Here is a 25,237-nt window from a genome sequence, read left to right on the forward strand (position 1 = left end):
CCGCACTCTTTACTATCTTCCGACAAATATTTTCTTGATTTTTGCCATGAATCCTTTTGGTTCGGATTCAAGCGGGTTCAATGGTACAGATTCACCCAGGATTCTTCTTGCAATATTGCGGTAGGCGATTGATGCACGGTTATTCGGGTCAAGTGCAATCGGCTCTCCCTCATTTGATGCTTTGATCACCTGGTCATCATCCACCACGATTCCGATTAAGTCGATGGATAGGTGTGTCGTGATTTCATCTATATCAAGCATTTCACCGTTTTTCAGCATATGGCTGCGGATCCGGTTAATCACAAGCTTTGGCGCCTCGATGGTTTCTTCCTTTTCCAAAAGGCCGATGATTCTGTCTGCATCGCGCACTGCAGAGGTTTCCGGCGTTGTAACCACAATGGCCCGGTCAGCACCGGCAATGGCATTCTTAAAGCCCTGTTCAATTCCAGCAGGGCAGTCGATGATAATGTAATCATAATCCTGCTTTAGCTCTGTTACGAGCGTTTTCATTTGCTCAGGGTTGACGGCGGACTTATCGCTCGTTTGGGCAGCCGGCAAAAGATACAGCAAATCGTCAAAGCGTTTATCCTTTACAAGCGCCTGATGAATTTTGCAGCGGCCTTCTACTACATCAACCAAATCATAAATGATCCGGTTTTCAAGGCCCATCACGACATCCAAATTGCGCAGGCCGATATCAGTGTCAATCAGGCACACCTTTTTGCCAAGCAGAGCCAGCGAGGTTCCTAAATTGGCGGATGTTGTCGTTTTTCCTACTCCGCCCTTGCCGGATGTAATAACTATAGCCTCTCCCACAATTAGAGTCCCCCTTCAAAACTATCTAAATTAGGTCTATGTTTCTTTAAAACTTGCAGTTTATCTACAATAATGTGTCCGTCATCATCTATGTATGCACATTCCATGGCATGCCCGTCCTCTGTATACTGATCAGGGCCGCGGTTCACGGAGCTGCCGATTCTCAGCTGTGCCGGCTTCATGACAGAGGCAGTCACCACTGCCTCATTGTTGCCATTGCACCCGGCATGTGCAATGCCTTTTAATGTGCCCAATACATAGATGTTTCCCCCGGCCGCAACCGTTCCGCCCGGATTTACATCACCGACCAGCAATAAATCTCCAGTGACTTTAAGAACCTGTCCAGACCGGACCATCCTGACGATTGTCTCGATCTGGTTTTCTTCTTTCCACTGTGATGCCTCGGCCTTGGTCATGACATTGGAGACAATTTCGTCCACTACAAGCTTCTTTTTCTTGCGGATCAATTCTTTTATTTCTTCTTGCTGGATTTCAGTTAAATAGCGATTGCCTGTGTGTACCTTCACAGCAATTAACGGGTCATTTTCCTGGAACTGGTAATTAGCGGAAATCTTTGTTTCAAGCTCTTTCAATAACTCAGAAAAGGAGCATGAATCATCGAGATGCAGCGTGAGCCCGTCCTTTGTGCCTTTTATCATAACATTTTGCGGTATTCTTTTATTCATGACGCCTGTTTCACCTCAATGAAGTATAATTCGACATGCCCGGATTAATTTCCTTTTTCTAAGTATATTGAAAATTACAAGGCCCAAGCCCCGCTTAAGCAGCAGGGAGGAAATGGGGCCTACTCTATTTCCTCGTCCAGCTTCAGCTTTTCAACCATCGCTTTAAGCGGCAGTGAGAAGAGGATCAGGAAAATCAGATTGAGCAGCAAAGTCGGCCATAATCTGACAGAAACAAATTCGCTGAAGCCCATTTTTGTAAAATGAATCAAAAAGTTAATTTCATAATCGACAAATTCCAGTACAGCCACTGAAAAAATTGTCACAAAAATAGTAATGAACAAATTCGCCTGAAGCACCTTCATCGCCTTGCTGATCAGGTAGGCGAGAGCAGGGAGCGCATACATGTAGACTCCCAATATCTCAGTATACACCACATCATAGGCAAGTCCCATGAAAAATGCGTAAATCATGCCAGTTCTTCTTGAACCGTAAATTGTCAGGAAAGCGATGAAAATCAAGATAAAACGGGGAACGAAAATTTTTTCGCTCCCAAAAACATGCCCGGCAAACAAATTGGCCAGCAAACTCTCAAATATAAAAAAAACCAGGGCTGCAAGGGGAAGGATAAAACGTTTCACTTATTCAGCCCCCCGCACATCTCTTTTTAAAACCATGACATTATTAATATCATAAAAGTCCGTTGAAGGCTCGATATATGCAGTCTGGTTCAATCCATATTGGTCGATCTTTACATCGACGACTTTCCCGATCAGCTGGCCGCTCGGGAACACACCGCCAAATCCGGATGTGATAACATTCGAATTCTTTTTGATTTTCTTGTCATATGGTATCCGCTTCATGAGAAGCAGATCGCGTTTATTATCATAGCCTTCTATTACGCCATACGCATCTTTGTCACCCTGAACAATGGCAGATATCCTGTTTTCGGGATCAATGGATGTTAAAAGCTGGACCGATGAAGTAAAGTTATTGGCACTTTTCACTTTACCGATGAGCCCTTCAGCTGTAACGACCGCCATATCCTTCTCGACACCCTGCAGCTTTCCTTGGTTGATCGTGATCATTTCATGCCAGCGCGACGGATTGCGGCCAATGACAGTCGCCTGGATAGGCGAAAATTTCCGAAGATCATCTTCTTTGCCGATAATCTTACGAAGGTCCTTATTTTCCTTTTCAAGCGCCTGGACCTCTGTTTTGATTTGCACATATTCGTCCAGACGTGATTTAAGCCTTTTGTTTTCGTCATATGTATGCTGAAGATCGCTGACATTTGAGAATAATCCGGAAACCGCTGATACAGGTTTATCGAAAATATTTTCAAAGAATCCTGATGTATCCTTTAAAAACTGTTCCGGCCAGGTTAATTTGCTTCTTTCTCTTAACGAAAAGCCAATCAATGCCACGAGAATGATGATGCTTACAAGTAATAAAATGAGCCTTTTATTAAAGAAAAATTGTGGCATGGAAAATTTGCACCTCTATCATTTTTCCGACTTTGCCCGTGAGCCAGCCTGCATTTTCAGATAGAAATAAAAAAAACAGACAGCAGGGCAGCGTTCGTTTTTTCACAGGAAAATAAGCAATGCCAGCACAAGTCTGACATCACTGATTCCTTATTTATCAAGATTCAGGCTCAGTATCTGCTTGAATCTTTTGATTTTGTTTTAAATAAATGAATATGATCAAGGGCTTTTCCTGTTCCAATTGCCACACAGTCAAGCGGATTTTCTGCGATAAGTACCGGCATTTTCGTTTCTTCACTAATGACTTTATCCAAATTGCGAAGAAGAGCTCCTCCGCCAGTCAGGACGATGCCGCGGTCCATAATATCAGCTGCAAGCTCAGGCGGTGTTTTCTCCAGTGTGTTTTTCACAGAATCCACGATAGCGTACACTGTATCGCGAAGTGCAGAAGAAATTTCCTTAGCCGTAATTTCAATCGTTTTCGGAAGTCCTGTCAAAAGATCGCGTCCGCGGATTTCCATGTTATCAATTCCGTCTATTTCACCTGCAGAACCGATTTCCATCTTAATGTTTTCTGCTGTGCGGTCTCCGATCATCAGATTATAATTTTTGCGGATATAACTGATAATCGCATCATCCATTTCGTTCCCTGCAATGCGGATGGACTGGCTTGTCACGATGCCGCCAAGTGAAATAATGGCAACCTCTGTCGTTCCGCCGCCGATATCGACTACCATGCTGCCTGTAGGCTCCCAGACGGGAAGGTTTGCACCGATTGCAGCTGCAAACGGCTCTTCAATCGGATAGGCGTCACGTGCGCCTGCCTGTCTTGTTGCATCAATGACTGCACGCTGCTCAACTGCTGTAATACCTGAAGGAACGCAGACCATGACATATGGCTTGCTGCCGAATACGCCTTTTTTCTGTGCTTCATTAATATAGTACTTCATCATAATTGCCGTTGTTTCATAATCAGCAATAACGCCGTCCTTCATCGGGCGAAGGGCAACTACATTTCCGGGAGTACGTCCGATCATATTTTTCGCATCATTTCCGACAGCGACGATTTGCTTTGTATCTGTCTGCAAAGCCACGACGGAAGGTTCTCTTACAACAATGCCTTTACCTTTTACATAAACCAGCGTATTAGCTGTTCCTAAGTCGATTCCAAGATCTCTTGCACCAATTCCAAACATTGAAGTATCTCCCTTTCGTAAAACAATATACTTTTTTATAGTAAGATTATAGTTAACATTATTAATGGAAATAGTCTCTCTAAAACAAGAATTTCCTGCAAAAATCACAAACCATATTATAGCCTATCCTGGAGAATTTTGATAGTGTCATAAATAACCTTTTTCCTTTAAACTCACAAATTTCTGTTCTCCGATAATAATATGGTCCAGGATGTCGATCCCGATGATTTTCCCGCATTCAGACAATCTTTTTGTTACCTCAATATCTTCCCTGCTGGGAGCGGGGTCACCTGAAGGATGGTTATGGAGACAAATGATAGAGGCCGCCGAACGGCGGAAGGCTTCCTTGAATACCTCGCGCGGATGTACGATAGAGGCATTGAGGCTGCCAATGAAAACGGTTTGCTTATGGAGGACCTGATTTTTCGTGTTCAGATACAGGCAAACGAAGTGTTCCTGAGAAAGGAAACGCATTTCATCCATGCAGTAATTCGCACAGTCTTCGGGTGTTCGGATGACATAGCGGTCATGGTAGTTCAGCGAGCTAATCCTTCTGCCAAGCTCTACCGATGCAAGAATCTGAATGGCCTTTGCCGCCCCGATTCCCTTAATAGCCGTGATTTCTTCGATGGATGCATCCTTTAAAAGCCTCAGCCCTTCAAAGGTGCTGATCAGCTTATTGGAAAGCTGCAGGACAGATTGATCCCTCGTCCCTGTTCTCAGCAAAAGAGCCAGCAGCTCCTGATTGGACAGGCTTCTTGGCCCTTCCTGCAAAAAGCGTTCACGTGGTCTTTCATCTTTCGGAAAATCTTTGATCAGCATTTTAGTCATAGCAATCCTGTCCTTCCTTTCTATTATGAGGGAAGATTGTCAGGAAATCGAAAAAAATGTTCTATGTTGTCGATTTTTTTTGAAAGGCTTTTAATTCCCTCGCCAGCCTTGAAACAGGCAATCCTACGACTGTGAAATAATCACCGTGTATTTCTTTGACCAGCAGAGAGCCAAATCCTTGAATCCCATAGCTGCCTGCCTTATCAAAAGGTTCTCCGCTGTCCAGATAATTTTCAATTTCATCATCTGACAGTTCCCAAAAAACGACTTCTGTGCTTTCTGAAAATACTGTGCTGCGTGTTCCATGCATGATGGCGACACCGGTATGCACTGTATGTGTGCAGCCGGACAAGCTTTGAAGCATACGCTTTGCGTCTTCACGCCCAGTTGGTTTCCCGAGGATCTCGCCATTAAGGGAAACAACCGTATCAGAACCGATGATGCAATGATCATGATAACCCCCTGATATCTCGGCAGCCTTGCGATACGCCAGATCTTTCACAGCTTCAGCAGCTGAAGTGCCTGGCTCGATGGTTTCATCAATGTTAGAAGGTACACTTTGAAATGGAATCTGAAGAAAATTAAGAAGTTCTTTTCGACGCGGTGATGAAGAAGCTAAAATTAAATCATTCATGGTGTTCACCTTACCTTACAAAAGCATATTTAGGGAGATACATTCCCTATCGTATCAAATTCTTCATCATCTAACAATCTCTGACAAAAAAAGAATTCTAAACGATAAGAAATCCTTTCCGGCACAGCCTGCTGCCAAACAAGTTTCCAACGTTTAGAATTCACCCGAATTTACTACTTTATGTCTATAATAGCAGAAGTTTTGAACACACATTGTTATATTTCCCGGAAAATAAGCATATCCCGACAATTAGCTTCCAGATATTTTTTGATACCCGGTTAAAAATGACAGCAATTTTCCCTGTGCCTGCAGAAGCTGGGAGGTTTGCCCTGAGGTTTCATATTGCTTCAGCAGCTCTGCAGCTGATAATACATCACTCTTCATTTCGTCTGTTGCCGGATTCTTTGCCAGATTTTTGACGGCTGTGGTTTTCTTTGCCCATGTTTCACTGTTTGCTGCCGACTTATCTCCAATCAGATTTTTGGAAGAAGAGCCAGACAGAAGATGATAGAGAGAAACCATCTCTTTCAGACTGGCTGCTGATGTGCTGTCCATTTTTTTAGACCCCTGCTTGATGTCTACTTCCTTCCAGAATACATCAGCTCCGTAGCTTTTTAAGAATAATGCCAGCTTCTTGCTTTCATCAAGGCTTTCTGCCGTTCCAAGAAAAAGATAATAGCCGTCCTTCCTTTTGAATATTTCTGATGGAATCTGTTTTTGGGCTACCCTTTGCTGAATGCCCTTTGCAGCTGCCTCACTTGAAAAAATCCCGCCCTGCACCAAATACGCCTTCAATTCAGGCAGAGCACCGCTTGCCTTCCCGCTCACAGGAACTACAGTACCTTGAATGGCCGGCTGTATGCTTTTGGCACCCTGATTTGCAGTAATCATTTTCAATACGATAAATCCAAGCAGCGAGCCGCAGAGTACTGCACAAATAATAGAAATCAGCGGGGCTTTAATCATAAAGCTTCTTTTAGTCTTCACCCCGGATTTATTATGATGGGAAAGGATCAGCGCTTTTCTTTCCTTCGTTTTTCCCGTAGTGATTTCATCATGATTTTCATAATCCTCAGGCAGGATCCATTCAAAGCTGTCCTCCGTTTTTTCCGCTGCCGCCGCAATTTCAGGACCGGGAAGATCGGACTCTCTATGGATGAATGATTTTTCTTTTCCGTTTATTTTTATCGTAATGCCTTTTCGCCTTTCATCAGTCTTGTCCATCTCTATCATCCTCCCTTCTCGTTCGTTTTTTCCATCCTATCATAGAGGCAAAAAAAAATAACAAGACTTTTGTCGTCTTGTTATCATTAGCGTTCGTCATATTTTTCATGGATTTTCTGTCACATCATCTGCCGAAAGTCCAAGAAAGGGCAGCGCCTCTTTTGTTGTGCTGCCTTTTTTGCCGCAAAGCTGCCGCTTTTCGCCAAGGAGGCAAACTGCTTTAGCTTTTGAATCTTCTACAGCAATAAAAGAGAGATTGGTGTCAGCATCCCAAAGGCCGCCGGTATCAGGATCACGGATTTCATCCAGATAATCATGCTCTACCAGCTCTTTATAGGTGATTTTCTCAGGAATTGTTTCTTCTTGCATAACTTTGTCCTTCAAATAGAAGGATGCAGCTTCTTTTGCGGAATGTGCGTTTGAAACAAAGGCATTCTTTTTTGAATGTTGTATGATCCCCGTAATGGAAGGAACAGCAATTGCCGCTATGATTCCAAGAATTACGACGACAGCCAGCAGTTCAATCAGTGTAAGCCCCTTTTCATCCAGCATGCTGCCTTTTGCCGGATGTATCATGGCTGATTACCGGCAGAACTGCTAGATGCTTCAGTACCCTCACCTGCAGAGTCAGGGAAATCATTGAAAGGATTGACCTTTTCGCTCGGCTCAGGAGATTCCATCTTCGGAGACTGATCTTGAAGATCCTTCAGGCCCGGAGAATAATAGGCTGAAACAGTCAGTTCATAGACGATCGGCGCAGCTGCCTGGGTAACAGAAGAAATTTCCTCTGAACCTGTAAACTTAAGATTTTCTATCCTTACAATTCTCTCCATGGATTCTAATGAAGCCAAAAATCGTTCCATACCAAAATAATCGGGAGACTGGGCCTTGATTACGACCGTTACTTTCTGAACGCCAGACGGAAGAATCTCGGTATCTGATCCCGTACTGCCCGCTGCTGCTGCACTTCCCTGCTGGACAGTGGCCGTGCCAGCAGAATTGCTGGCGGCTGCATTTTTATTTTCTGATGAACTGGCTGCATCGCTGACAGCCTTTTCCTGCTGCTGGGATTGTGACGGTGGTGCCTGTACTGCAGCTGTGCCCGATGGATCGGCTTCATCCTTAAATTCCATATCCGTAATGAAGCTTTTGGAAACAACCTCTGCTTTTTCAAAATCCAGCATCAGCTGCTGAACAGAGGCTTTTACTGGAAGCCTTTTTTGCAGCTCAGTGGTGGCTGCAAATGTTTCTTTTTTGGTTTGCACAGAATTCGTGCCCATCATTTCGAGTATTTTTTGCTGCGTGTTTAAATCATTTTGTGCAAGCTTTGTTTTTGAATCCAAAGGATAAATCCTCCAGAAGTATAAACCTACAAGCAGGAGAGTGCCGGCTAAAATGGCTGCAAACAGCATAAATCCCTGTTTTTTGTTTAAACGAAGATTCACTTTGCAGCCCCTCCTTCATCAGACACGCTTTCAGTTTCCTGGGATACTTCTTTTTTTGCATATTCTGTATCCAGTTTAACTTCATAAACAACCAAATAACGCGGAAGGAAAGGGACATTCTCCATTGTTTGATCCTTCGCCGTTCCATCAGAATTCGTTTCATTGCTGACAGTGGTTTTTTCATCCTCTGGATTTTCAACTTTTAATGAGTTCATTTTTGCTTCTGACAGCATCTTTAACTTTGTCAGGTCGTTCAGATAATACGCCGCATCACTCGATGTATCGAATTGAACCGTAACCAAAATGGTTCCGTCTTCTGTATAAGCAAACTCTTGGAAAAATCCCCGTTCTGGAAGCTGGGAAATCAGCTTCTTAATCACTGGCACTGTTTTAACAGGGTATGTTTCTGCCCAGTCCACCATGCTTTTCAATTGTGAAGTTGAATTTGCATCCTGGATCGTGATGGCCCTTTGCTGCTCTGCCGCAATCGTTTGTTTTGTTTGCTGCGTTTGGCTTTGGATGCTATTCAAATTCAGCTCCTTCGCCTGGTGCTGAAAGTAAAAAACAGTGCTGCCGATTGCGAGAAGAACAACAAAGACAATGATGATCAGTAAAAAGGCGAGACTTTTTGTTTCTCTTTTAGGAAGCAGGTTAATTTCTGCGAGCATCATCTCACCCCTTTAAGGGCGAGCCCTGCCGCCGCATAGTAGGAAGGAGCCAAAAGCCCGTTTTGTTCCGGATCATTTAACTCTCTTGAAAGCTTGATGACGGATGCTGTCACACGATTTTCAAGCCTTGAAATAATTTCATCAAGATACGGATGGTCACCGCAGATTACGATTTCTGAAATATCTTCCTGTGCTTCATTTAAGGAATATTTATAAAAATCCAGCACTCTTTCAATCTCTGTGAAGGAATCCTCAAAGGCTTGAAAGTACTGTTCTTTTTGCCCGCCATATACAAGCTCGGCATTTCCGAGACGCGACATGCCTTGTTCCCAGTCATCTATATCACCAGAGACCGGAATATGCCGCATGAAAATCGGCTTGTTATCAGCAAAAATGCTGGCATTCACCGTCAGCAAATCGAACTGAAGCAGCATGACTGCCCCTTTTTTCGTGCGGGCACGCTCATCCAGAAAGTAAAGCCGGTACAGTGCAAGTGCAGAGATGTCTGCCGCAATCGGTCTTAATTTACTTTCCTCAAGCAGCCCGCTGTATTCGGAAACAATTTCTTCGGGAGCTGCAAAAAGAAGAATCTCGCGTTTTTCTTCCGATTCTCCCAGCACAACCGCATCAAATACAGGGTCCTCAAACGGCAGGTGGATGCTTGTTCCCAGTTCAAGGTATAAATACCCTTCAATTTCATCATCTTTGATATCCTTTGGAATTGATAGCTTGCGGATTACAACAAAGGGGTCCGGAACTAAAAACCGGACCTCCCGCTTTGATAGCTTCCATTCATCCAGACATTGCTCCAGGATATTCTGCAATGTCCCATAATCCATGATTTTTCCATCTTTGATGATTCCTGAAGGCAAATAATGTTCTCCGCACGCTGAAACGACCGGAGGATTATTTTGTTTAAATTCAACAAAACGGATTGCATGGTCCTTCATAACAAGGTTTACGATCCGATTTTTACCGGTAAAAAAGGATAAAGGCATGCAGAATACTCCTTACTATCAAATTCATGATGAAGTTAAAAATTGCAGATACCAGTCTAAAATGGCATCTCCATAAAAATAAGCTGTAAGTGTTCCAAATACAATGAACGGGCCAAATGGGATCGGATTCTTTCGTTTAACCACGCCGGTCATCAAACCAGCGATGCCAATCACCGCTCCGTAAAAGGTGGAAAAAATAAAGGCGAGAAGTACAAGCTTCAGCCCAAGAATGAAGCCCAACAGGGCAAACAGCTTGATATCGCCGCCTCCCATTCCTCCCCTGCTGATAACCGCGATAAATAAAAGCAAGCCAAATCCACACACTGCACCAAGCAGCGGGTCCCACCACGGATGCAGCGGAATGAATATGCGTATAAACAAAAAAACAACTGCAAAAAACAGCAGTATTTTATCAGGTATCAGCATATAGCGGATGTCACTTACAAAAATAATCATCAATAAAGAAATCAATGTCCAGGCTACAAATACTTCATATGTCCAGCCAAGCAATAACGGAGAAGCCGCAAACAGCAGCCCTGTCAGGAACTCGACAATCGGATAAAGCGGAGAAATGCGCGACTTGCAGCCGCGGCATCTTCCCCCCTGAATCACATATGAAAGCACTGGCACCAATTCTATAGGTGTAAGCGTCCTGCCGCAGATCGGGCAGGCAGAACGCCGATTAGCAAACGGTCTCTTGACCGGCACGCTCAAGCCAACTACGTTGTAGAAGGAACCGAGGATTGCGCCGAGTATGAAACATGCTAGCAGTAATAGAGTCATAGGTTATCCTTTGCTCTCTTAATATTTGTAATGTTACTGTACGTCACTTCTTTTAATAGTGCCGGATTTACTCGTGATTCCTCTAGTACCATTTTTCAAAGTAACAGTATAGGTGTACGAATTGCCGCTTTTCGCAATAACTACTTTGGAAGCATTTTCATCATAGTCCGTTTTGTCTGGATCGTCGATTTTGTCCAATAAACCTTCTGAATACATTTGTGCTAAAGTAAGTGTTTTACCTGTAGCTAAAGCTGGATCATTTCCGTTTCCTGAAACCCATAATTTAGCAGAATTAACCATCTGCTGCGCATTAGCAACATGTGCATCCTTCTTAGAGTTATCAATCAGCCCGCCGATGCTCGGAATGGCGATAGCTGCGATGATTCCCAGGATTACAACAACGGCCAAAAGCTCAATCAGCGTTAATCCCTTTTCGTTTTTAAGATGCTTTTTAATAAAATTCATACATAATTCCTCCTAATTTCCTATTATCCTACTTATTTACTACTTATTTTACAATATACTATATTTTTCTAGAAAGAGATATTCATTTTTTGTCGGATAATGTGCTTTTATTTACCGACCTGATTATAGATTTCAAACATTGGAACCATGATGGAAATGACGATGGTTCCGACTATTCCGGCGAGCACGACAATCATGATTGGTTCAATCAATGACTTTAATTGGTCCGTGCTGTTTTCTACTTCTTTTTCATAAAAGTCGGCTACCTTTGATAGCATGGCATCAAGCGCACCGGTTTGTTCCCCGATGGCAATCATCTGCGTCACGAGAGGCGGAAAGGCCCAGTGATTCCTCATCGGATCTGTAAGGGATTGTCCCCTTTCAAGTGAATCACGTGATTTTCGGATTACTCCGCCAATCACTTCGTTTTCCACCACCTGATCCACGATTGTCATGGCCTGAAGAATCGGCACAGAGCTTGTGAACAGCGAGCTTAGTGTCCTTGTCATCCTGGCCAGCACGGCTTTTTGCATCATCTTGCCGAAGATTGGGACCCTTAAAAAGAAATAGTCATAATAATACTTGGTTGTTTTATTCTTCTTAATATAAATGATTAAAATTGCCATCAGCACGAAGAATAAAATAATCAGGTACCAGGCCTTCTGCATGAACGCACTGCTATTCAGCACAAACTGGGTAATCGCAGGCAGCTGCCCGCCAAAGTCCTTGAACATATCCGCAAATGTCGGTACAACCGATTTCAATAGAAAGATGACAACAAAAATCGCGATAAATGCGACAACGGTCGGATAAGCCATGGCTGACTGGATTTTCTGGCGCGTGCTATGCTGCTTTTCATAATGATCGGCCAGGCGCTCCAGTGTTTCATCCATGTTTCCGCCTGCTTCCCCTGCCCTCACCATATTGATGAACATGGCCGTGAAGATGTTTTTGTGCTTGGAAGCCGCCTGTGACAGCGGATTTCCATCCCTAAGCTCTTGTTCTATGCTTTGCAGGGCCTTTCTTAAATGCTTGCTTTCCGTTTGGGAAGATAAGATATTAGTAGATTCCACTACCGAAACCCCCGCACGCAGCAAAGTGGAGAACTGGCGCAGATATATGACGAAATGCTGCAGCTTCACAGGATTTCCAATCGTAATTTCCCTTGTGAGGAAGGTTTCTGGAACAAGTGTCATCTCAACCACCCTGACTCCGTCATCCTTCAGTTTCTGGATGGCTTCGCGCTTTGACTGGGCTGTGATGATCCCTGATTTCTTGCCGCTTTTGTCGCGGCCTGTATATTTAAAGCGTGCCATTTACTCCACCTTATCCTGCAAAAATGAAAATGCACTTTCCTTTGAAATAACTCCTGCTGTCAAAAGCTCTTTGATATCACTATCCAATGTATGCATGCCCTGGGCCCGTGATGTTTGCATGATATTCACAATCTGATGGATTTTTTCGTTTCGGATCAGGTTGGCTACCGCTGAGTTGTTGACAAGTATTTCCGTTGCCGCTCTCCGTCCCTTTTTATCCACTGTCGGGAACAGCCTCTGCGATACAATCGACACGAGCACTGAGGCAAGCTGAATCCTGACCTGCGCCTGCTGTGCAGGCTCGAAGACATCGATGATTCTGTCAATCGTTGATGGAGCGCTTGAGGTATGGAGTGTGCCGAAAACAAGGTGACCCGTTTCTGCTGCCGTAATGGCAGTATGGATCGTTTCAAGATCCCTCATTTCCCCGACTAAAATAACATCCGGATCCTGTCTCAGTGCCGCCCGCAGCCCATTGGCGAAGTTATTCGTATCAAAGCCGACCTCACGCTGGTCAATGATGCAGTTTTGATGCTTGTGCAAATATTCAATAGGATCTTCAAGGGTAATAATATGCTTCCTCATTGTATGATTCATATATTGAATCATGGAGGCAAGCGTTGTTGACTTCCCGCTTCCAGTAGGCCCAGTCACAAGCACAAGCCCTTGTGGCTTCTCGGTAATCTTTTTTAACGTATCCGGAAGCTTCAGCTCTTCAATGGTCGGAATCCTTGTCGGGACAATCCTGATAGCCATGGCAATGCAGGAGCGCTGAAAATAGGTGTTAATCCTGAACCTGGAGACACCGGGAATTCCATAGGAAAAATCTAGCTCCCCTTTTTCCTTTAACTGTTTCCACATATTCTCGGGAATGATGGACTTGGCCATTCCTTCCGTATCCTCTGGGCGCAGCTCTTCTTTGCCGTACTTCTTCAGCTCGCCATTCAAGCGCATGATGGGCGGCACACCGACGGTTATATGGATATCAGAAGCCTTCAATTCAAAGCCGGCTCTAAGCAAGTGATCAATTTTTGTATTCATCGGGCACCTCTATTCCAATGTGGCAACACGCAAAACTTCTTCTGTTGTCGTAAGGCCCTGTTTAACCTTCAGCAATCCATCATCAATCAGGAAAATCATTTTATTTTTTACGGCAAGCTCCCTGAGCTTTGTGAAGGATTCACCGTTCATGATTACCCTTCTCATTTCGTCATTGATGACCAGAACCTCATGAAGCGCAATCCTGCCTTTATATCCAGTCATGTTGCAGGAAGAACAGCCAGAACCTCTTGTGATATGCTCGATTTTCAGGCCCCGCTTAGCGAAGATTTCCACTTCGCGTTTAGAAGCAGGAACACTTTTCCCGCAATCTCTGCACACCCTTCGCACCAAACGCTGAGAAACGATGCCGCTTAGCGAGGAAGCGACCAGAAAAGGCTCCACTCCCATATCCGCAAGTCTCGTAATCGTGCTGAGTGAATCATTGGTATGGATCGTGCTCAGTACAAGGTGGCCTGTCAATGAAGCCCGTATCGCGACTTCCACCGTGTCTTTATCACGTATTTCCCCTACCATGATGATGTTGGGATCCTGACGGAGAATGGACCGGAGACCTGCAGAAAATGTCATGCCCACATTTGAATTTACCTGTATCTGGTTAATTCCTTCAAGCTGGTACTCTACAGGATCCTCGATGGTAATGATGTTCACTTCTTCGGTGTTCAGCTTGTTCAGAGCTGCATACAAGGTGGAGGACTTACCCGAACCTGTAGGGCCGGTAATTAACACGATCCCATTAGGCTGACTTATCATCCCCTCAAAACGCTGCATGTTCAGTCTATTGAACCCGAGCTTTCCGATATCGTTTAATGAGCTTCCAAGATCCAGGATTCGAAGAACCATTTTTTCGCCATAAACGGTCGGAAGGGATGAAACGCGCAAATCAATAGGATGAAACTCTAAATTGATCTTAATCCGCCCGTCCTGGGGAACACGGTGTTCCGTAATATCCAGATTGGCCATGATTTTAATCCTGGCAATCAGCACATTTTGCATATTCTTCGGCAGTACTCTTTCTGTTCGCAGCACTCCGTCCACACGGTAACGGACAATCATTTTCGTTTCCTGCGGATCGATATGGATATCACTTGCCTTTTGGGTGACAGCATTGGATAAAATCTGGTTAACAAGCCGGACAACAGGCGAATCCTGATCAGTTGTCTGCTCTTCCTCGCCGCTGTCTGAAGCAGTCAAGTCACCCATAAATTCTTCAAGGCCTTCATCGCGGTCATAATATTTGGCTATCGTGCGCTGTATTTCGTCTTTTGTCGCAATGGCCGTTTCGATTTGAAAGCCTGTGGACAGCCTGATGTCATCAATCGCATAAAAATCCATGGGATCTGCCATTGCCACAAACAGCTTATCCGCTTCACGCTTTAAGGGAATCAGCAAATTCCTTTTTGCGGTCTCCTTTGTAATCAGCGTGAACAGCTTGGTATCAAATGGATAGCGGTATAAACTGACATGCGGAATGCCAAGTTGGAATTCAAGGACCTCAATCAGCTGCTGCTCTGTTATAAACCCTTTTTGAAGAAGAACATCTCCAAGACGCTGGCCTTTTGCTTTATCTTTTAAAGCCGTTTGAAGCTGTTCATCTGTGATGAGTCCTGCTTCAGCCAATAGGTCTCCAAGGCGCTTTCGGGTTTGTGTCATTTTTCATCCCCGCTTTTTTCAGAATCACTATTCAATGTATCTTCTTTTTTTCTCTCAGAATCCAAACTGTTGTCTGCAGGCGTTTTAGAGCCCGCTCCAGATCCTTCCGGCAAACCGCTGTTCCAGTTGTTTTTGCTTATGCCCGCAGGGGGAATCCCGGGATTCCAGGGATTCTGATTAGAAGAATCTGCTGGCGGAACACCATCCGTCCCCGTTTGAGGCACTGTATTTGGATCAGATGGAACCGTATTCTGATCTGCTGATGGAACGGTATTTGGATCTGCCGCAGGGATTGTTCCATCCCCCGCTGCAGGTACTGTAGTCCCATCATCCCCAGGAATCACTGCCGGCTCTGCAAGGCTTGATACCTCCACCCTTTGTACAGGAGGATAAAAATCATCCGAGATTTGTTCGGTTTTTACAAGCTTTCCGGACTCATTGAATATTTTCCTGACAATTTTCACTTCCTGGCCGTCCTTACCCTGTTCTTTCACTGTTCTCTCACCTGTGGAGAGAAGGGCGCTGAATTGCTGTACTGTGCTTGGAGGGTATTTCTTTTTATCCATTTCCAGGATGGAGTACTTGTTCAAAAATGCCTGCCCTTTTAATGTAACTATTAATGTATGATTTCGAACCGAAAAATAGAGTGAGTAAGCTGTGTCATTCATGTTGGCCACTACTAAATCCATGTCATTTCCGGTATCTGCTCTTGCTTCATATCCGAGTCTTGCATATGAAGGCAGCTCTCTGCTGATATTGCGTTCAACAACCGCGAAATTCGTCGGAAGAATAGCACGGTAAATTCCAGAAGCCACTCTGCTAAGTGCATCGCTGCTGAACTTCTCAGCTTTAGCATTCTTCAATGTGTTCAAAAGGGAAAATTGCGTCTGGCCATGTATTTCTGTTTTGCCAAGCCTTTTGACGATTTCTTTCAGCTCTTTTTCATCTTTTCCAGCCTTAATCTCCGCTTTTGTGATAACATCATGCTCCTTTGAAGACCCTGAAACATAGTTTTCAAGATGAAAGGTATATTGCCCGCCCTCAACCATTGCAGCACTGACTAAAAGATCCTGTGAAAGCTTGTCAAAGTCCAGCTTCTGGGAAGACAAACTGATTGATGTGTCATATACGGCATCCTCAAGCTTGTTTTGATCCAGTTTCACAGCTGCAAGATTTTTCTGGCCGGACTTTAAACGGCCGATCGTTTCCTCATTTTGAAACTGAAACATCGAATTATCGATCTTCATATTTTTTTCTTTATAGGTAAAAGTAACGCGGTTTTCACTTGTCCATTTCTTTACTGCCTGCTCAAGCTGAAGTGCGACTTGCTGTGATGTTTTTCCAGAAACATTTATACTGCCGATCTTTGTCCCCTGCCCCCATACATCTCCCTGATGCACAAGACGGTCATACGCAAATGCGGCTAAATGGGAGAAACTGAAAATGTAGGCTGTTGATAAAATCAGCGTAAGAAATATTTTCATCATGGGCTGGTTTTTCACCTCAAGCCCCTCCTTTACCTCACGCTCCAACATTCATCGAGAGTCCCACAAGGACACCCGGCCCTTCCTGCTGTGCTCTTTTAATATCTTCTTCTGTCAGGACTGAACCCTCTGTGAATAACACATTTCCTGCTTTATCAAGGATATCCTTCTGCAATACCTTTCCCTGCAAAAGTTCGATTTGCTTTTCTCTAAGCTCCTGGCTAATGGCTCCGTTGTCGTCACTTTCCTCTTCCGGATGAATCAAGTGCAATGGATTTGTCAGAAAATGTGAAGCTGCATCTTCTGTCACTACCAAAATGTCCTTTCCGAACGTCAGGACTGTTTCTGATGGCAAAACAAATTCATTTTCTTTCTGTTTCATCAGCATTCCGATGACCATTCCATTTTCTTCGTCTGTAAAGAATTCATGAACCGCTCCCAATAGCTCGCCCTTTCGTGTCATCACCTTTGCATCAGTGATTTTAATCTTTTTATTCACAAGCTGATTCGCAATCGGTATTTCATTCAAATCAATAACAGAGCGCTCGCTTTCCACTGTTACTGCATATTCCCCAATGCCTATAACCTTCTTGAACGGAATTGCTTTAACGCTTACCTGCCATTCCTCATGTTCAATTGTCAGGAAATCCACGGAACCCTTCTCCGGATTAATAACCAGAGATTTAACTGTTCCAATTTCCTGTCCTTCTTTAATGCTGATGATAGGAAGTCCTAATATTTGTGCACTGGTTCTCATAGCCTTCACCTTACCTAATCTTCTAGTTTGATATTATGCCTTGCAGTATCTGTCCATTAAAAATTGCAGTTCTTCTTTGATGATGGAATGCTTTTCAAACTTACTCTGTAATTCTATAATTTCATGTCTCAGCCTAACCCAATCGCCTTTTTGGATATAGTGATTAACCAAAATGCTTGCGAACGTGTAATATTCAAGATCAGGAGATCCGGGTTCAGGTGGCTTTTCACTAACTCTTCAAACTGGCTGCTGCTGTATGTGCTTCTCGCCAGTTCAATCTGATCAATAAGCGTCTGGAACATTTGCTGCTGAAGCTGCGTTACATTGCTCTCTATCATATCTTTTTTTGTATCTTCTATTTCCTCATCAACATGCATGTAAAATAACTCATTATCATTATCCGGCTCTTCGGCCACTTCCGCCTTTTCCTGAATGTCAGCGATTTCTTCAGTATCTTGTTCATCTCTGTCTGTTTCTATTAAATCTCCCCAATGTGAAGATTCCATAACTTCTACAGACTCAGATATTGCTCCAGTTATATCCATTGTTTCAATAGAATCAGCTGAATCTTTATCCACATTCTTAACATAAGCGCTTTCGATTATGAGCTGAGAAGATTCCAATTCGTTTTCTTGCTCTTTAAGTTCCTCTGATTCTAGAAGAGGATTTTCTTCAAGTGAAGCCTCAGGGAGATGAACCTCTTCCATTTCCTCAATAGACGTTTCATCATTCGTCTCTTCAAGCGGCACTTCGATCTCTAACGTTTCAGAGTTCAATTCACTGCCGCTGTTAATATCGGCATCTTGTATCTCTTCATCCATAGGAACAATGACATATTCTTCACTTTCCAAAAGCTCAAGCCAATCATTTGCTGCTGTCTCGGCTTCTTCTTCTTTATCACGGTCATCCTTTGAAGTATCACTCCATCCGTCCATCTCTAACTCTTCTATACTTTCTCCCGGATTTTCGAGCAAGAATTCATATTCCTCTTGAGATAATCCTTTTGCATTTTCTGCTTTTTCCAGAGTAAGAGTTTCCATTGAATCTCCGTCTTGAAGCATCATTTCTATTTCGTTCAAATTCAAGGCTGTTTCGGGTTCCAGCACTTCTTCTGGTTCTGCTTTTTCCAGAGAAATAGTTCCCTCTGAGTCTCCGTGTTCGAGCATCATTTCTATTTCGCTCAAATTCACGTCTGTTTCATGTTCCTGCACTTCTTCTGATACCTCTAAGTCATCCCATAAAAGCTCTCTTTGCTCAAGAAACGAAGAATCCTCTTTGATCTCTGTTCCTTCTTTTTCTTCTATGCCTTCAGCCAAATCTATATCTTTGGCAGCTGCATATTGAAGTTCCGTAAGAAGCTCTTCTGGTAATTCTGCACGATCCTGCTCCTGGCCTTTTTCCTGAGTGTCCATATCAATTTCCGGGCCTTTATCCCTAAATGCAGGTTTTTCACTTTCAATCACAAAAACATCATTCACTTTGGTGATAGCACTTTTGGGCTCGACTTCAGTATGTGCGGCATAGTAATAATCGTCATCTGCATCGTCTGCTGCAGTCAAAAAACGGTCAGACCTCTTACCGATCATATAAATCACACACATGAACAAAAGCAAGGAAATCAGCAAGCTCTCCCATAGCGGGAAGACCGACGTTGCAGCAAGCCCGACAAGCGAAATAAAAAGTGCTGAAACTGTTACGGCTGCTTTTCCCTTCCAGTTAATTCCGATAGGCAGGAAAATGATTACTGGAATCAGCAGAATAAGAGACAAAAGAGCAAACACTATATTCTCCAATTCTTCACCCCTTTTCGATAGATTTCTCTATATTTTTCATTTTTAAGTAATTATATCTATTTTTTCTAAAAACAACTATAAAGTATTGTATAATAATTATAGGTAATTTGAAAGATTTCTCATGTCGAAAAAATGTCAATTTATCTAATACTTTTGAAATAGGTGTCGATATGAAAACGAAGCGAACTTTAGCGAATGATGGATTCACACTCATTGAACTCCTTGTTTCCCTAGTAATAATCAGCATTTTTTTATTTACCATGGGCTCTGTTTTATCCAACAGCTTCAATTTCTCCAGCTCATCCGACAAAAAATTCGATTCTATTTATATAGGTAAAAATACCCTTCAGTATTACCAGGACCAAAACTTCCCGGATATTAAAAACAAGGTTGGCACAAAGGAAACGGTTAATTTTACAAACATCATTCCTTCTTTAACGGAATCAGAGAAGGCTGATTTAAGAAACTATAATATATATGCAGAATTCTCAAAATACATAGACAATCCGGCAGACAGTACTGATAATGGCCTGCCAAATAAGCTCATTCTTATTAAAGTCACTGTCGTTTCTCTGGAAAAAACGCAAAAAACACAAACCTTCGAGGGGTATATTAAAGATGAAACAACACAATGAGGAAGGCCTTACTTTAATAGAAGTTTTGGTATCAACCGTCATTTTCCTGATCATCTCATCCATGCTGTACACCGTTTTTTTAACCACCATCTCTCAATCTAAAAAAGTTGCAGCCTCACATACATTGAGAAATGAGCTCTCGGTTGTAACACAGAAGGTTGATTTGGCTATGGAGAATATTGATTCAGTCACATTAGTCAGCCAAAACACAACCGGGGACTTTACACTTCAATTGAATGATAAAGATCTAGGCATTAATGATCCTAAAGTCCTTCTTGAAAAAAAGAGTGATGATTTATTTATTAATGGAATGAAAATTAATAGCGATGACACCACCTTAAAGGACACTTCATTTGAACTAACTAATAATCTGAGACTTCATTTCATTCTTTCTAACAAAGTCCTGTCACAAGGCGAAAAAAGCATCGATATTGAAACCATTTACCGACTGGCAGGTGATAAGTAATGAAGAACTATTTTCAAAACCAAAAAGGATATGCACTGGTTATCGTATTGCTTTTTATAGCAGTTGTTGCTATCGGTACAGTCACCATGTACAGCTATTCCGTCAATTCGCAGAAATTCATCAATACATCCACAGCCTCCGTTCAGGATAAATTGAGGGCTGAGAGAATTATGGACGAAGCCATCATGAAAGTCCAAACTGGTCTGGATGCTATCAATCCGAGTCTTACAAATACTTCTCCGATCATTGATAAAATAACTGCATTAATAAATAATGTAAATGCTTCTAGCGGCGGTAAATATAACATTATCCAGACTGTTACAGAAGATGGGCAAAGAGAAGGCGTTTATAACGTAAACGCGACATTTACCGTAGACGTTAATAAAAGTGGAAAAAAACTGGTGAAAACCGTTGCATTATCCACTGTGAAAGATATTTTTCAATATAGTGCCGTAAGTAATGGGGATTTCACATTAAATGGTTCTGCCTATTTACAAGGTGATGTATTTACAAATGGCAATTTGTATTCCCTGAATTACGGAAAATTCATGACTGATAACAAATATTATTATGCGCCAACCTCATTTCCAGCCATTGATGGAAAACTTACTGTTAAAGGATCTATATACGGCGGCAATATGAATGGTTCATCTTTTTCCTGGACTCAAGTGCCCAAGAACACCCCAAATTTACAAAACATATTTTCATTGGCACCGGTCATTAAAGATAGAAATACAAGCTTTACTCCAATCGCTGTCAGCAGCATAATCGCTCAAAAATCTGCCTATCCAGCTAAAGGAAATAGCTTTCCATATTACGGAAATGATGACTTCTGGAATTTCCTTCTGCCGGTGACCTATAACACAGCCGCAACGATAACAGGAAATGCCCGTTATAATTCATTAGTGATAGGTGATAAAGGAAACTTAACCATTAACGGCGACCTGATAGTTAATGGTTATCTACAAATAATAGGAAACGGCAAGCTTACAGTTAATGGAAATATTTACGTAGCAGATTACGCGACTTTAAGCGGCACTATAAATCTTGCTGCTCAAAATAAATATATTTATATAAATAAAAAAGCAACCATAGAGAGTTTCACGCTAAACGGACAAATGTATGTAGGTCAAAATGCAGATATACAAGAAGACTTCAATACAAATGGAACTCTTTATGCTAAAACTCGAATTGAAGTAACCAATCTATCTAATAATAGTGGAGGAACTTTAGTATTAATTTGTGATGGTATGATAAAAGTGTCTAATAATAACCAGTATAAGGATAATCCTAAGGAAATGAATGCCTATTTCTATTCTAATAGTACACTTGAAATTTATGGGGTAGGTTCCAATTTAAAAATAAATGGCGGTGTCTATGGAAACCCTGTTGAATTAAATGCAATGAAAGGGGTAACAAGTACCATTCCATTTAAAAATTCATTTAATACTGGTGGTTTATGGTTTGAAAATAACCAGCTTGGCTTAGAACCTTCTAAATCCAGATTATCTATTATTTTTAAAAATGAATTGATTTATAACCCTCCAAACGGAATTCCTACTGTAGAGAAAATCTCCATGAAGGAAATCGAAAAACATTATACGAAATAAACGAAAGGACCTAGGAATATATTCCTGAGGTCCTTTTTCTTTCCTTTTAACAAGCTCTTACCCAACATACTGTGCAACCTTATTCCGGCCAGCCTGCTTGGCGCCTGTGTACATGGCGCGGTCTGCGTGGCGGATAAGGGCCTGGGCATCTTCTGCATCTGTTGGGGCAGCTGCTACACCGATGCTTGCCGTGATGGGCACAAGCAGCTTGCTGCGGTGCTCGTCCAGGTCAGAATGGACGACGAATGGCTTGTTGGCAATCGAGAGGCGGATGAATTCAGCAAAATCATATGCCTCCGCCTTTTCCATATTAGGCAGCAGCATGACGAATTCTTCCCCGCCGTATCTGGCAAGCACACCACGTTTGCCGATGATGTGGTCCAGCCTTTCAGCCAGCTGTGTGAGAATTTCATTGCCGCTTTGATGGCCATATGTGTCATTCACCGATTTAAAGCGGTCAATATCCAGCAGAATGACCGATAGGCTTTTTAAGATATTCATGTCCAATTTATTGAATTCTTCCTGCAGCTTTGCATCGAAGTAACGGAAGTTGTATAAGTTTGTCAGCGCACATCGCTCGCTCTGCTGTCTGGCCTTTTCATGATGGCGGGCATTTTCGATGGCTACCCCAAGATAAGAGCATAAAATATCCATGATCATCATTTGGTATTGTTCGTATGCCCGTTTTTTTGCTGAAGTCATGACTACAACACCCACAACAAGGCTGTTGCGGACAATCGGGACAGCAAGTATGCTTTCAACATGCTCCGGAAACACTCCGGTGTCGAGATGGCTCCATTCTTTTCTTGAATGATAGAATTGTGCTTTTCTTGTTTTCCACACAGTTCCGCAGACTCCTGAATCCAGCCTCATAGCCTTCATTCGTTTATCCATTTCTTTTCCATTCTCCGCATATCTCAAAAGCTGTATTTCTATTTCTTTATTGAAAACATCAAAAATATAAGCTCCCTCTGCAGAAATGATGGCCGAGATGCGGTCTATGAATAAACTGAGCACCTCTTCCTTCTGAAGGCTTTGTGTGAGCTGCTGCCCGAATTCGCTTGCCTCTTTCAAATGGGCATTCATTTCTTTTGAATTATAATAGAGCCTCAAAATCAAAGACATGCTGATAATCGGGATTCCGATCAACAGGATGGATACCATGCCCATTTGCTGGTAAACCAAAAATAAAATAATCCCGATAGGAAGGATCATCAGGGTCGCCACACCATCCCAAAGCGTATCATTTGTAAACAGTGTGAACTTCTTTTTATGCAAAGCCACCTGCACGAAAGCGATCAAGAAGCTGTTTAATATAAAATAAGCAAGCTGATAAGCTATGACATACCATAAATGTGAAGCATCAAGCATTCCATTGAATTCAGCGCTGCCGCCAATGGCATAATAACTCATGCCGCTCAAAAGGCAGACAAAGAAAAAAATCAGCGAATTCAGCGGAAAGCGATATATTTCGTTTTTCCCAAGGCGCAGCGTCAATAGCAAAAATACGAACGCAAGCTGGGTAACAATAATTTCTGCAGATAGTCCAAACACGAGAAAAACAGCCAGAGAAACTCCCTGATATGCTGAAATTGGAATGTTATTAATGATGATTGGAATATATGAAAGGATTCCCATCAAAATTAAAAAGAAAGCCATATCCAATAGGCCTCTGTCCAGATTTAGAGGGTAGAAATGTAATGTCATCATTAGCCCCGCCGGAATAATCAGGAGCCATAAAATCCACACTGTGAGCTGTTTGCCTTTTGACACATCCATGTTCCACCGCTCCTTTCTCTTTATATCGGACATGTTAATTTCCATGTAATAGTTTGTCTGGTAAAATAGTCTCGATTTTAAGAATATTTTAACAAATATATACAATATTGTCACACTAATTTATTTTTGTTCATTTATTATTATTTCAGTCTCTCAGAAAGCCAGGCTCTGACTAGTGTTAAAAAATAAAGAGAACCCGTAAATATAACCAGCTCATCTTCACCGATTTCCTGCAAAGCCTGCTGGGATGCCCTTCGCCAATCTCTTATTTCAATGGTATTGTCTGAACGGCTGGCCCCAAGCAAGACTTCAGCACTTGCAGCACGCTCATGAGGAAATTCTGTCACAATAACTTCAAAAGCGGCGTTCTCAATGGCAGCAAGCATTTTTTTGTAGTTTTTGTCTTTTAATGCAGAAAAAACAAAACGATATTTAAAGTTCGGATAATTTTCACGCAATGTCTGCAGCAAAACATTCATTCCCGCCGGATTGTGGGCTCCGTCCAAGATAACCAGGGGATTTTTCGCTAAAAGTTCAAAACGCCCATTCCACTTGGACCTCCATATCCCCTCTTTCATGCTGCTTTCTTTTATGGAAAAACCGTATTTTTCCTTCAAAAGGAGCACAGCAGCAAGCGCAAGTGCTGCATTGTCACCCTGATGCCTGCCAAGCATGCGGGACTTTACATCGGTCAGCCTGAAAGAATTCAAGCTAAATGAAAAGTACTGCTGTCCGGCATGTGAAGAATAATCTGATAGAATAAAGTCCTCACAAAGCGTATATCGTTCAGAATGATTTTTTTCAGCTGTCTCAGCAATAACCCTGGCAGGCCCTGTTTCAATGGCACCGGTAACTACAGGAACCCCAGGCTTGATGATTCCCGCTTTTTCTCCGGCAATTTCTTCAAGCGTATTGCCAAGAATATTGGTATGCTCAAGAGAGATCGATGTGATGACAGATAACAGTGGAACCACAACATTTGTCGAGTCCAGCCGGCCGCCAAGCCCGGTTTCAAGCAAAACAATATCCGGCTTTTTTTTGCTGAAAAATAAGAGTGCCATGACTGTGAGTATTTCAAAAGCGGTCGGACCGCAATTTTCTTCATCCATTTCTTGTATCACAGGATATATTTCCTGATAAATCGAGATGAAATCCTCGTCGCTGATTGATTCCCGGTTCAGGCTGATCTGCTCATTCACCTTCACCAGATATGGAGACGTGAACGCTCCCACAGATATTCCTTCAGTTATCAGGATTTCTTTCATATAATTTAGAGTGGAACCTTTTCCATTGGATCCGGCAAAATGCACATATTTCAGCTGACGGTGCGGATTACCAATCCTTGCGAGCAGCATTTCCATTCGCGATAGACCAAAATCCATGCCAAGCTTGAGCTGTCTTTTTTCTATAGCACTGTTTATTTCATCCATTTTCGAGTATTTCATTAGATAAGCC

General features: G+C 42.6%; 25 protein-coding genes. 3 read left to right on the forward strand and 22 right to left on the reverse strand.

Annotation, left to right across the window (positions count from 1 at the left end; genetic code table 11):
- Positions 1-12: 12 nt before the first annotated feature.
- From minD to ACN6MY_RS20500, 20 genes are all read right to left on the reverse strand, one after another.
- Complete coding sequence (minD, locus tag ACN6MY_RS20405) at positions 13-816, reverse strand: septum site-determining protein MinD (protein ID WP_419881802.1); 804 nt, start codon at positions 814-816, stop codon at positions 13-15.
- A 2-nt stretch (positions 817-818) separates the two neighbouring features.
- On the reverse strand, positions 819-1,502 hold the full coding sequence (minC, locus tag ACN6MY_RS20410; protein WP_419881803.1) for a septum site-determining protein MinC: 684 nt from the start codon (positions 1,500-1,502) through the stop codon (positions 819-821).
- A gap of 119 nt (positions 1,503-1,621) precedes the next feature.
- The gene (gene mreD, locus ACN6MY_RS20415) at positions 1,622-2,140 is read right to left on the reverse strand and encodes a rod shape-determining protein MreD (RefSeq protein ID WP_419881804.1); all 519 of its coding nucleotides are present in this window, start codon (positions 2,138-2,140) and stop codon (positions 1,622-1,624) included.
- Entirely contained in the window at positions 2,141-2,986 is an 846-nt protein-coding gene (mreC, locus tag ACN6MY_RS20420) for a rod shape-determining protein MreC (RefSeq protein WP_071350067.1), read from the reverse strand.
- Positions 2,987-3,156: 170 nt separating this feature from the next.
- Positions 3,157-4,182: a rod shape-determining protein gene (locus tag ACN6MY_RS20425; RefSeq protein WP_419881805.1), complete on the reverse strand. Its 1,026-nt coding sequence runs from the start codon at positions 4,180-4,182 to the stop codon at positions 3,157-3,159.
- A 147-nt stretch (positions 4,183-4,329) separates the two neighbouring features.
- Positions 4,330-5,013, reverse strand: a complete 684-nt coding sequence (gene radC, locus ACN6MY_RS20430; RefSeq protein ID WP_090989605.1) for a RadC family protein — start codon at positions 5,011-5,013, stop codon at positions 4,330-4,332.
- Between the two features lie 61 nt (positions 5,014-5,074).
- Positions 5,075-5,647 (reverse strand): Maf family protein, encoded by a 573-nt coding sequence (locus tag ACN6MY_RS20435; RefSeq protein WP_419881806.1) that lies wholly within the window; start codon positions 5,645-5,647, stop codon positions 5,075-5,077.
- A 249-nt stretch (positions 5,648-5,896) separates the two neighbouring features.
- Complete coding sequence (locus tag ACN6MY_RS20440; RefSeq protein ID WP_419881807.1) at positions 5,897-6,871, reverse strand: SPOR domain-containing protein; 975 nt, start codon at positions 6,869-6,871, stop codon at positions 5,897-5,899.
- Positions 6,872-6,976: 105 nt separating this feature from the next.
- Positions 6,977-7,447 carry a prepilin-type N-terminal cleavage/methylation domain-containing protein gene (locus tag ACN6MY_RS20445; protein ID WP_419881808.1) on the reverse strand — a complete coding sequence of 157 codons (471 nt, stop codon included), beginning with the start codon at positions 7,445-7,447 and terminating at the stop codon, positions 6,977-6,979.
- Positions 7,444-8,316 (reverse strand): hypothetical protein, encoded by an 873-nt coding sequence (locus ACN6MY_RS20450; protein WP_419881809.1) that lies wholly within the window; start codon positions 8,314-8,316, stop codon positions 7,444-7,446. The genes ACN6MY_RS20445 and ACN6MY_RS20450 overlap by 4 nt, the downstream gene beginning before the upstream one ends.
- Positions 8,313-8,987 carry a hypothetical protein gene (locus ACN6MY_RS20455; RefSeq protein ID WP_419881810.1) on the reverse strand — a complete coding sequence of 225 codons (675 nt, stop codon included), beginning with the start codon at positions 8,985-8,987 and terminating at the stop codon, positions 8,313-8,315. Before ACN6MY_RS20455 ends, ACN6MY_RS20450 begins: the two co-directional genes overlap by 4 nt.
- Positions 8,984-9,982: a type IV pilus biogenesis protein PilM gene (pilM, locus tag ACN6MY_RS20460; protein ID WP_419881811.1), complete on the reverse strand. Its 999-nt coding sequence runs from the start codon at positions 9,980-9,982 to the stop codon at positions 8,984-8,986. The genes ACN6MY_RS20455 and pilM overlap by 4 nt, the downstream gene beginning before the upstream one ends.
- A 24-nt stretch (positions 9,983-10,006) precedes the next feature.
- Complete coding sequence (locus ACN6MY_RS20465; protein ID WP_419881812.1) at positions 10,007-10,765, reverse strand: prepilin peptidase; 759 nt, start codon at positions 10,763-10,765, stop codon at positions 10,007-10,009.
- Between the two features lie 33 nt (positions 10,766-10,798).
- Positions 10,799-11,230 carry a type II secretion system protein gene (locus tag ACN6MY_RS20470; RefSeq protein WP_419881813.1) on the reverse strand — a complete coding sequence of 144 codons (432 nt, stop codon included), beginning with the start codon at positions 11,228-11,230 and terminating at the stop codon, positions 10,799-10,801.
- Positions 11,231-11,337: 107 nt separating this feature from the next.
- A complete protein-coding gene (locus tag ACN6MY_RS20475) occupies positions 11,338-12,546 on the reverse strand; it encodes a type II secretion system F family protein (protein ID WP_419881814.1) in 1,209 nt (402 codons plus the stop codon).
- On the reverse strand, positions 12,547-13,587 hold the full coding sequence (locus tag ACN6MY_RS20480; RefSeq protein WP_090989615.1) for a type IV pilus twitching motility protein PilT: 1,041 nt from the start codon (positions 13,585-13,587) through the stop codon (positions 12,547-12,549).
- Between the two features lie 9 nt (positions 13,588-13,596).
- Positions 13,597-15,258: a GspE/PulE family protein gene (locus ACN6MY_RS20485; protein ID WP_419881815.1), complete on the reverse strand. Its 1,662-nt coding sequence runs from the start codon at positions 15,256-15,258 to the stop codon at positions 13,597-13,599.
- Positions 15,255-16,760, reverse strand: coding sequence for a G5 domain-containing protein (locus ACN6MY_RS20490; RefSeq protein ID WP_419881816.1), 1,506 nt, complete (start codon positions 16,758-16,760; stop codon positions 15,255-15,257). Before ACN6MY_RS20490 ends, ACN6MY_RS20485 begins: the two co-directional genes overlap by 4 nt.
- 19 nt (positions 16,761-16,779) lie before the next feature.
- Positions 16,780-17,499: a PRC-barrel domain-containing protein gene (locus ACN6MY_RS20495; RefSeq protein ID WP_419881817.1), complete on the reverse strand. Its 720-nt coding sequence runs from the start codon at positions 17,497-17,499 to the stop codon at positions 16,780-16,782.
- A 128-nt stretch (positions 17,500-17,627) separates the two neighbouring features.
- Positions 17,628-19,292 carry a hypothetical protein gene (locus tag ACN6MY_RS20500; protein WP_419881818.1) on the reverse strand — a complete coding sequence of 555 codons (1,665 nt, stop codon included), beginning with the start codon at positions 19,290-19,292 and terminating at the stop codon, positions 17,628-17,630.
- 170 nt (positions 19,293-19,462) lie between these two features.
- Between ACN6MY_RS20500 and ACN6MY_RS20505 the strand changes: the two genes are divergently transcribed.
- Genes ACN6MY_RS20505 through ACN6MY_RS20515 form a run of 3 tightly spaced genes read left to right on the forward strand, consistent with a single transcriptional unit; the run spans position 19,463 to position 22,003 of the window.
- The gene (locus tag ACN6MY_RS20505; protein WP_419881819.1) at positions 19,463-19,927 is read left to right on the forward strand and encodes a type II secretion system protein; all 465 of its coding nucleotides are present in this window, start codon (positions 19,463-19,465) and stop codon (positions 19,925-19,927) included.
- Positions 19,911-20,393, forward strand: a complete 483-nt coding sequence (locus ACN6MY_RS20510; protein WP_419881820.1) for a PulJ/GspJ family protein — start codon at positions 19,911-19,913, stop codon at positions 20,391-20,393. Before ACN6MY_RS20505 ends, ACN6MY_RS20510 begins: the two co-directional genes overlap by 17 nt.
- On the forward strand, positions 20,393-22,003 hold the full coding sequence (locus tag ACN6MY_RS20515) for a hypothetical protein (protein ID WP_419881821.1): 1,611 nt from the start codon (positions 20,393-20,395) through the stop codon (positions 22,001-22,003). Before ACN6MY_RS20510 ends, ACN6MY_RS20515 begins: the two co-directional genes overlap by 1 nt.
- A 57-nt stretch (positions 22,004-22,060) precedes the next feature.
- Here ACN6MY_RS20515 and ACN6MY_RS20520 read toward each other — a convergent pair whose 3' ends face one another.
- Positions 22,061-23,782, reverse strand: coding sequence for a diguanylate cyclase (locus ACN6MY_RS20520; RefSeq protein ID WP_419881822.1), 1,722 nt, complete (start codon positions 23,780-23,782; stop codon positions 22,061-22,063).
- A gap of 140 nt (positions 23,783-23,922) precedes the next feature.
- Positions 23,923-25,227, reverse strand: a complete 1,305-nt coding sequence (locus tag ACN6MY_RS20525; RefSeq protein WP_419881823.1) for a bifunctional folylpolyglutamate synthase/dihydrofolate synthase — start codon at positions 25,225-25,227, stop codon at positions 23,923-23,925.
- Between the last annotated feature and the right edge of the window lie 10 nt (positions 25,228-25,237).

The organism is Peribacillus sp. B-H-3 (assembly GCF_048572925.1).
GTDB lineage: Bacteria > Bacillota > Bacilli > Bacillales > DSM-1321 > Peribacillus.

Excerpts from the sequence above, each read along its gene's own strand:
- minC (WP_419881803.1), bottom strand. The coding sequence starts at position 1,502 with ATGAATAAAAGAATACCGCAAAATGTTATGATAAAAGGCACAAAGGAC.
- mreC (WP_071350067.1), bottom strand. The coding sequence starts at position 2,986 with ATGCCACAATTTTTCTTTAATAAAAGGCTCATTTTATTACTTGTAAGC.
- ACN6MY_RS20425 (WP_419881805.1), bottom strand. The coding sequence starts at position 4,182 with ATGTTTGGAATTGGTGCAAGAGATCTTGGAATCGACTTAGGAACAGCT.
- radC (WP_090989605.1), bottom strand. The coding sequence starts at position 5,013 with ATGACTAAAATGCTGATCAAAGATTTTCCGAAAGATGAAAGACCACGT.
- ACN6MY_RS20435 (WP_419881806.1), bottom strand. The coding sequence starts at position 5,647 with ATGAATGATTTAATTTTAGCTTCTTCATCACCGCGTCGAAAAGAACTT.
- ACN6MY_RS20440 (WP_419881807.1), bottom strand. The coding sequence starts at position 6,871 with ATGGACAAGACTGATGAAAGGCGAAAAGGCATTACGATAAAAATAAAC.
- ACN6MY_RS20445 (WP_419881808.1), bottom strand. The coding sequence starts at position 7,447 with ATGATACATCCGGCAAAAGGCAGCATGCTGGATGAAAAGGGGCTTACA.
- ACN6MY_RS20455 (WP_419881810.1), bottom strand. The coding sequence starts at position 8,987 with ATGATGCTCGCAGAAATTAACCTGCTTCCTAAAAGAGAAACAAAAAGT.
- pilM (WP_419881811.1), bottom strand. The coding sequence starts at position 9,982 with ATGCCTTTATCCTTTTTTACCGGTAAAAATCGGATCGTAAACCTTGTT.
- ACN6MY_RS20465 (WP_419881812.1), bottom strand. The coding sequence starts at position 10,765 with ATGACTCTATTACTGCTAGCATGTTTCATACTCGGCGCAATCCTCGGT.
- ACN6MY_RS20470 (WP_419881813.1), bottom strand. The coding sequence starts at position 11,230 with ATGAATTTTATTAAAAAGCATCTTAAAAACGAAAAGGGATTAACGCTG.
- ACN6MY_RS20475 (WP_419881814.1), bottom strand. The coding sequence starts at position 12,546 with ATGGCACGCTTTAAATATACAGGCCGCGACAAAAGCGGCAAGAAATCA.
- ACN6MY_RS20480 (WP_090989615.1), bottom strand. The coding sequence starts at position 13,587 with ATGAATACAAAAATTGATCACTTGCTTAGAGCCGGCTTTGAATTGAAG.
- ACN6MY_RS20485 (WP_419881815.1), bottom strand. The coding sequence starts at position 15,258 with ATGACACAAACCCGAAAGCGCCTTGGAGACCTATTGGCTGAAGCAGGA.
- ACN6MY_RS20495 (WP_419881817.1), bottom strand. The coding sequence starts at position 17,499 with ATGAGAACCAGTGCACAAATATTAGGACTTCCTATCATCAGCATTAAA.
- ACN6MY_RS20505 (WP_419881819.1), top strand. The coding sequence starts at position 19,463 with ATGAAAACGAAGCGAACTTTAGCGAATGATGGATTCACACTCATTGAA.
- ACN6MY_RS20510 (WP_419881820.1), top strand. The coding sequence starts at position 19,911 with ATGAAACAACACAATGAGGAAGGCCTTACTTTAATAGAAGTTTTGGTA.
- ACN6MY_RS20515 (WP_419881821.1), top strand. The coding sequence starts at position 20,393 with ATGAAGAACTATTTTCAAAACCAAAAAGGATATGCACTGGTTATCGTA.
- ACN6MY_RS20520 (WP_419881822.1), bottom strand. The coding sequence starts at position 23,782 with ATGGATGTGTCAAAAGGCAAACAGCTCACAGTGTGGATTTTATGGCTC.
- ACN6MY_RS20525 (WP_419881823.1), bottom strand. The coding sequence starts at position 25,227 with ATGAAATACTCGAAAATGGATGAAATAAACAGTGCTATAGAAAAAAGA.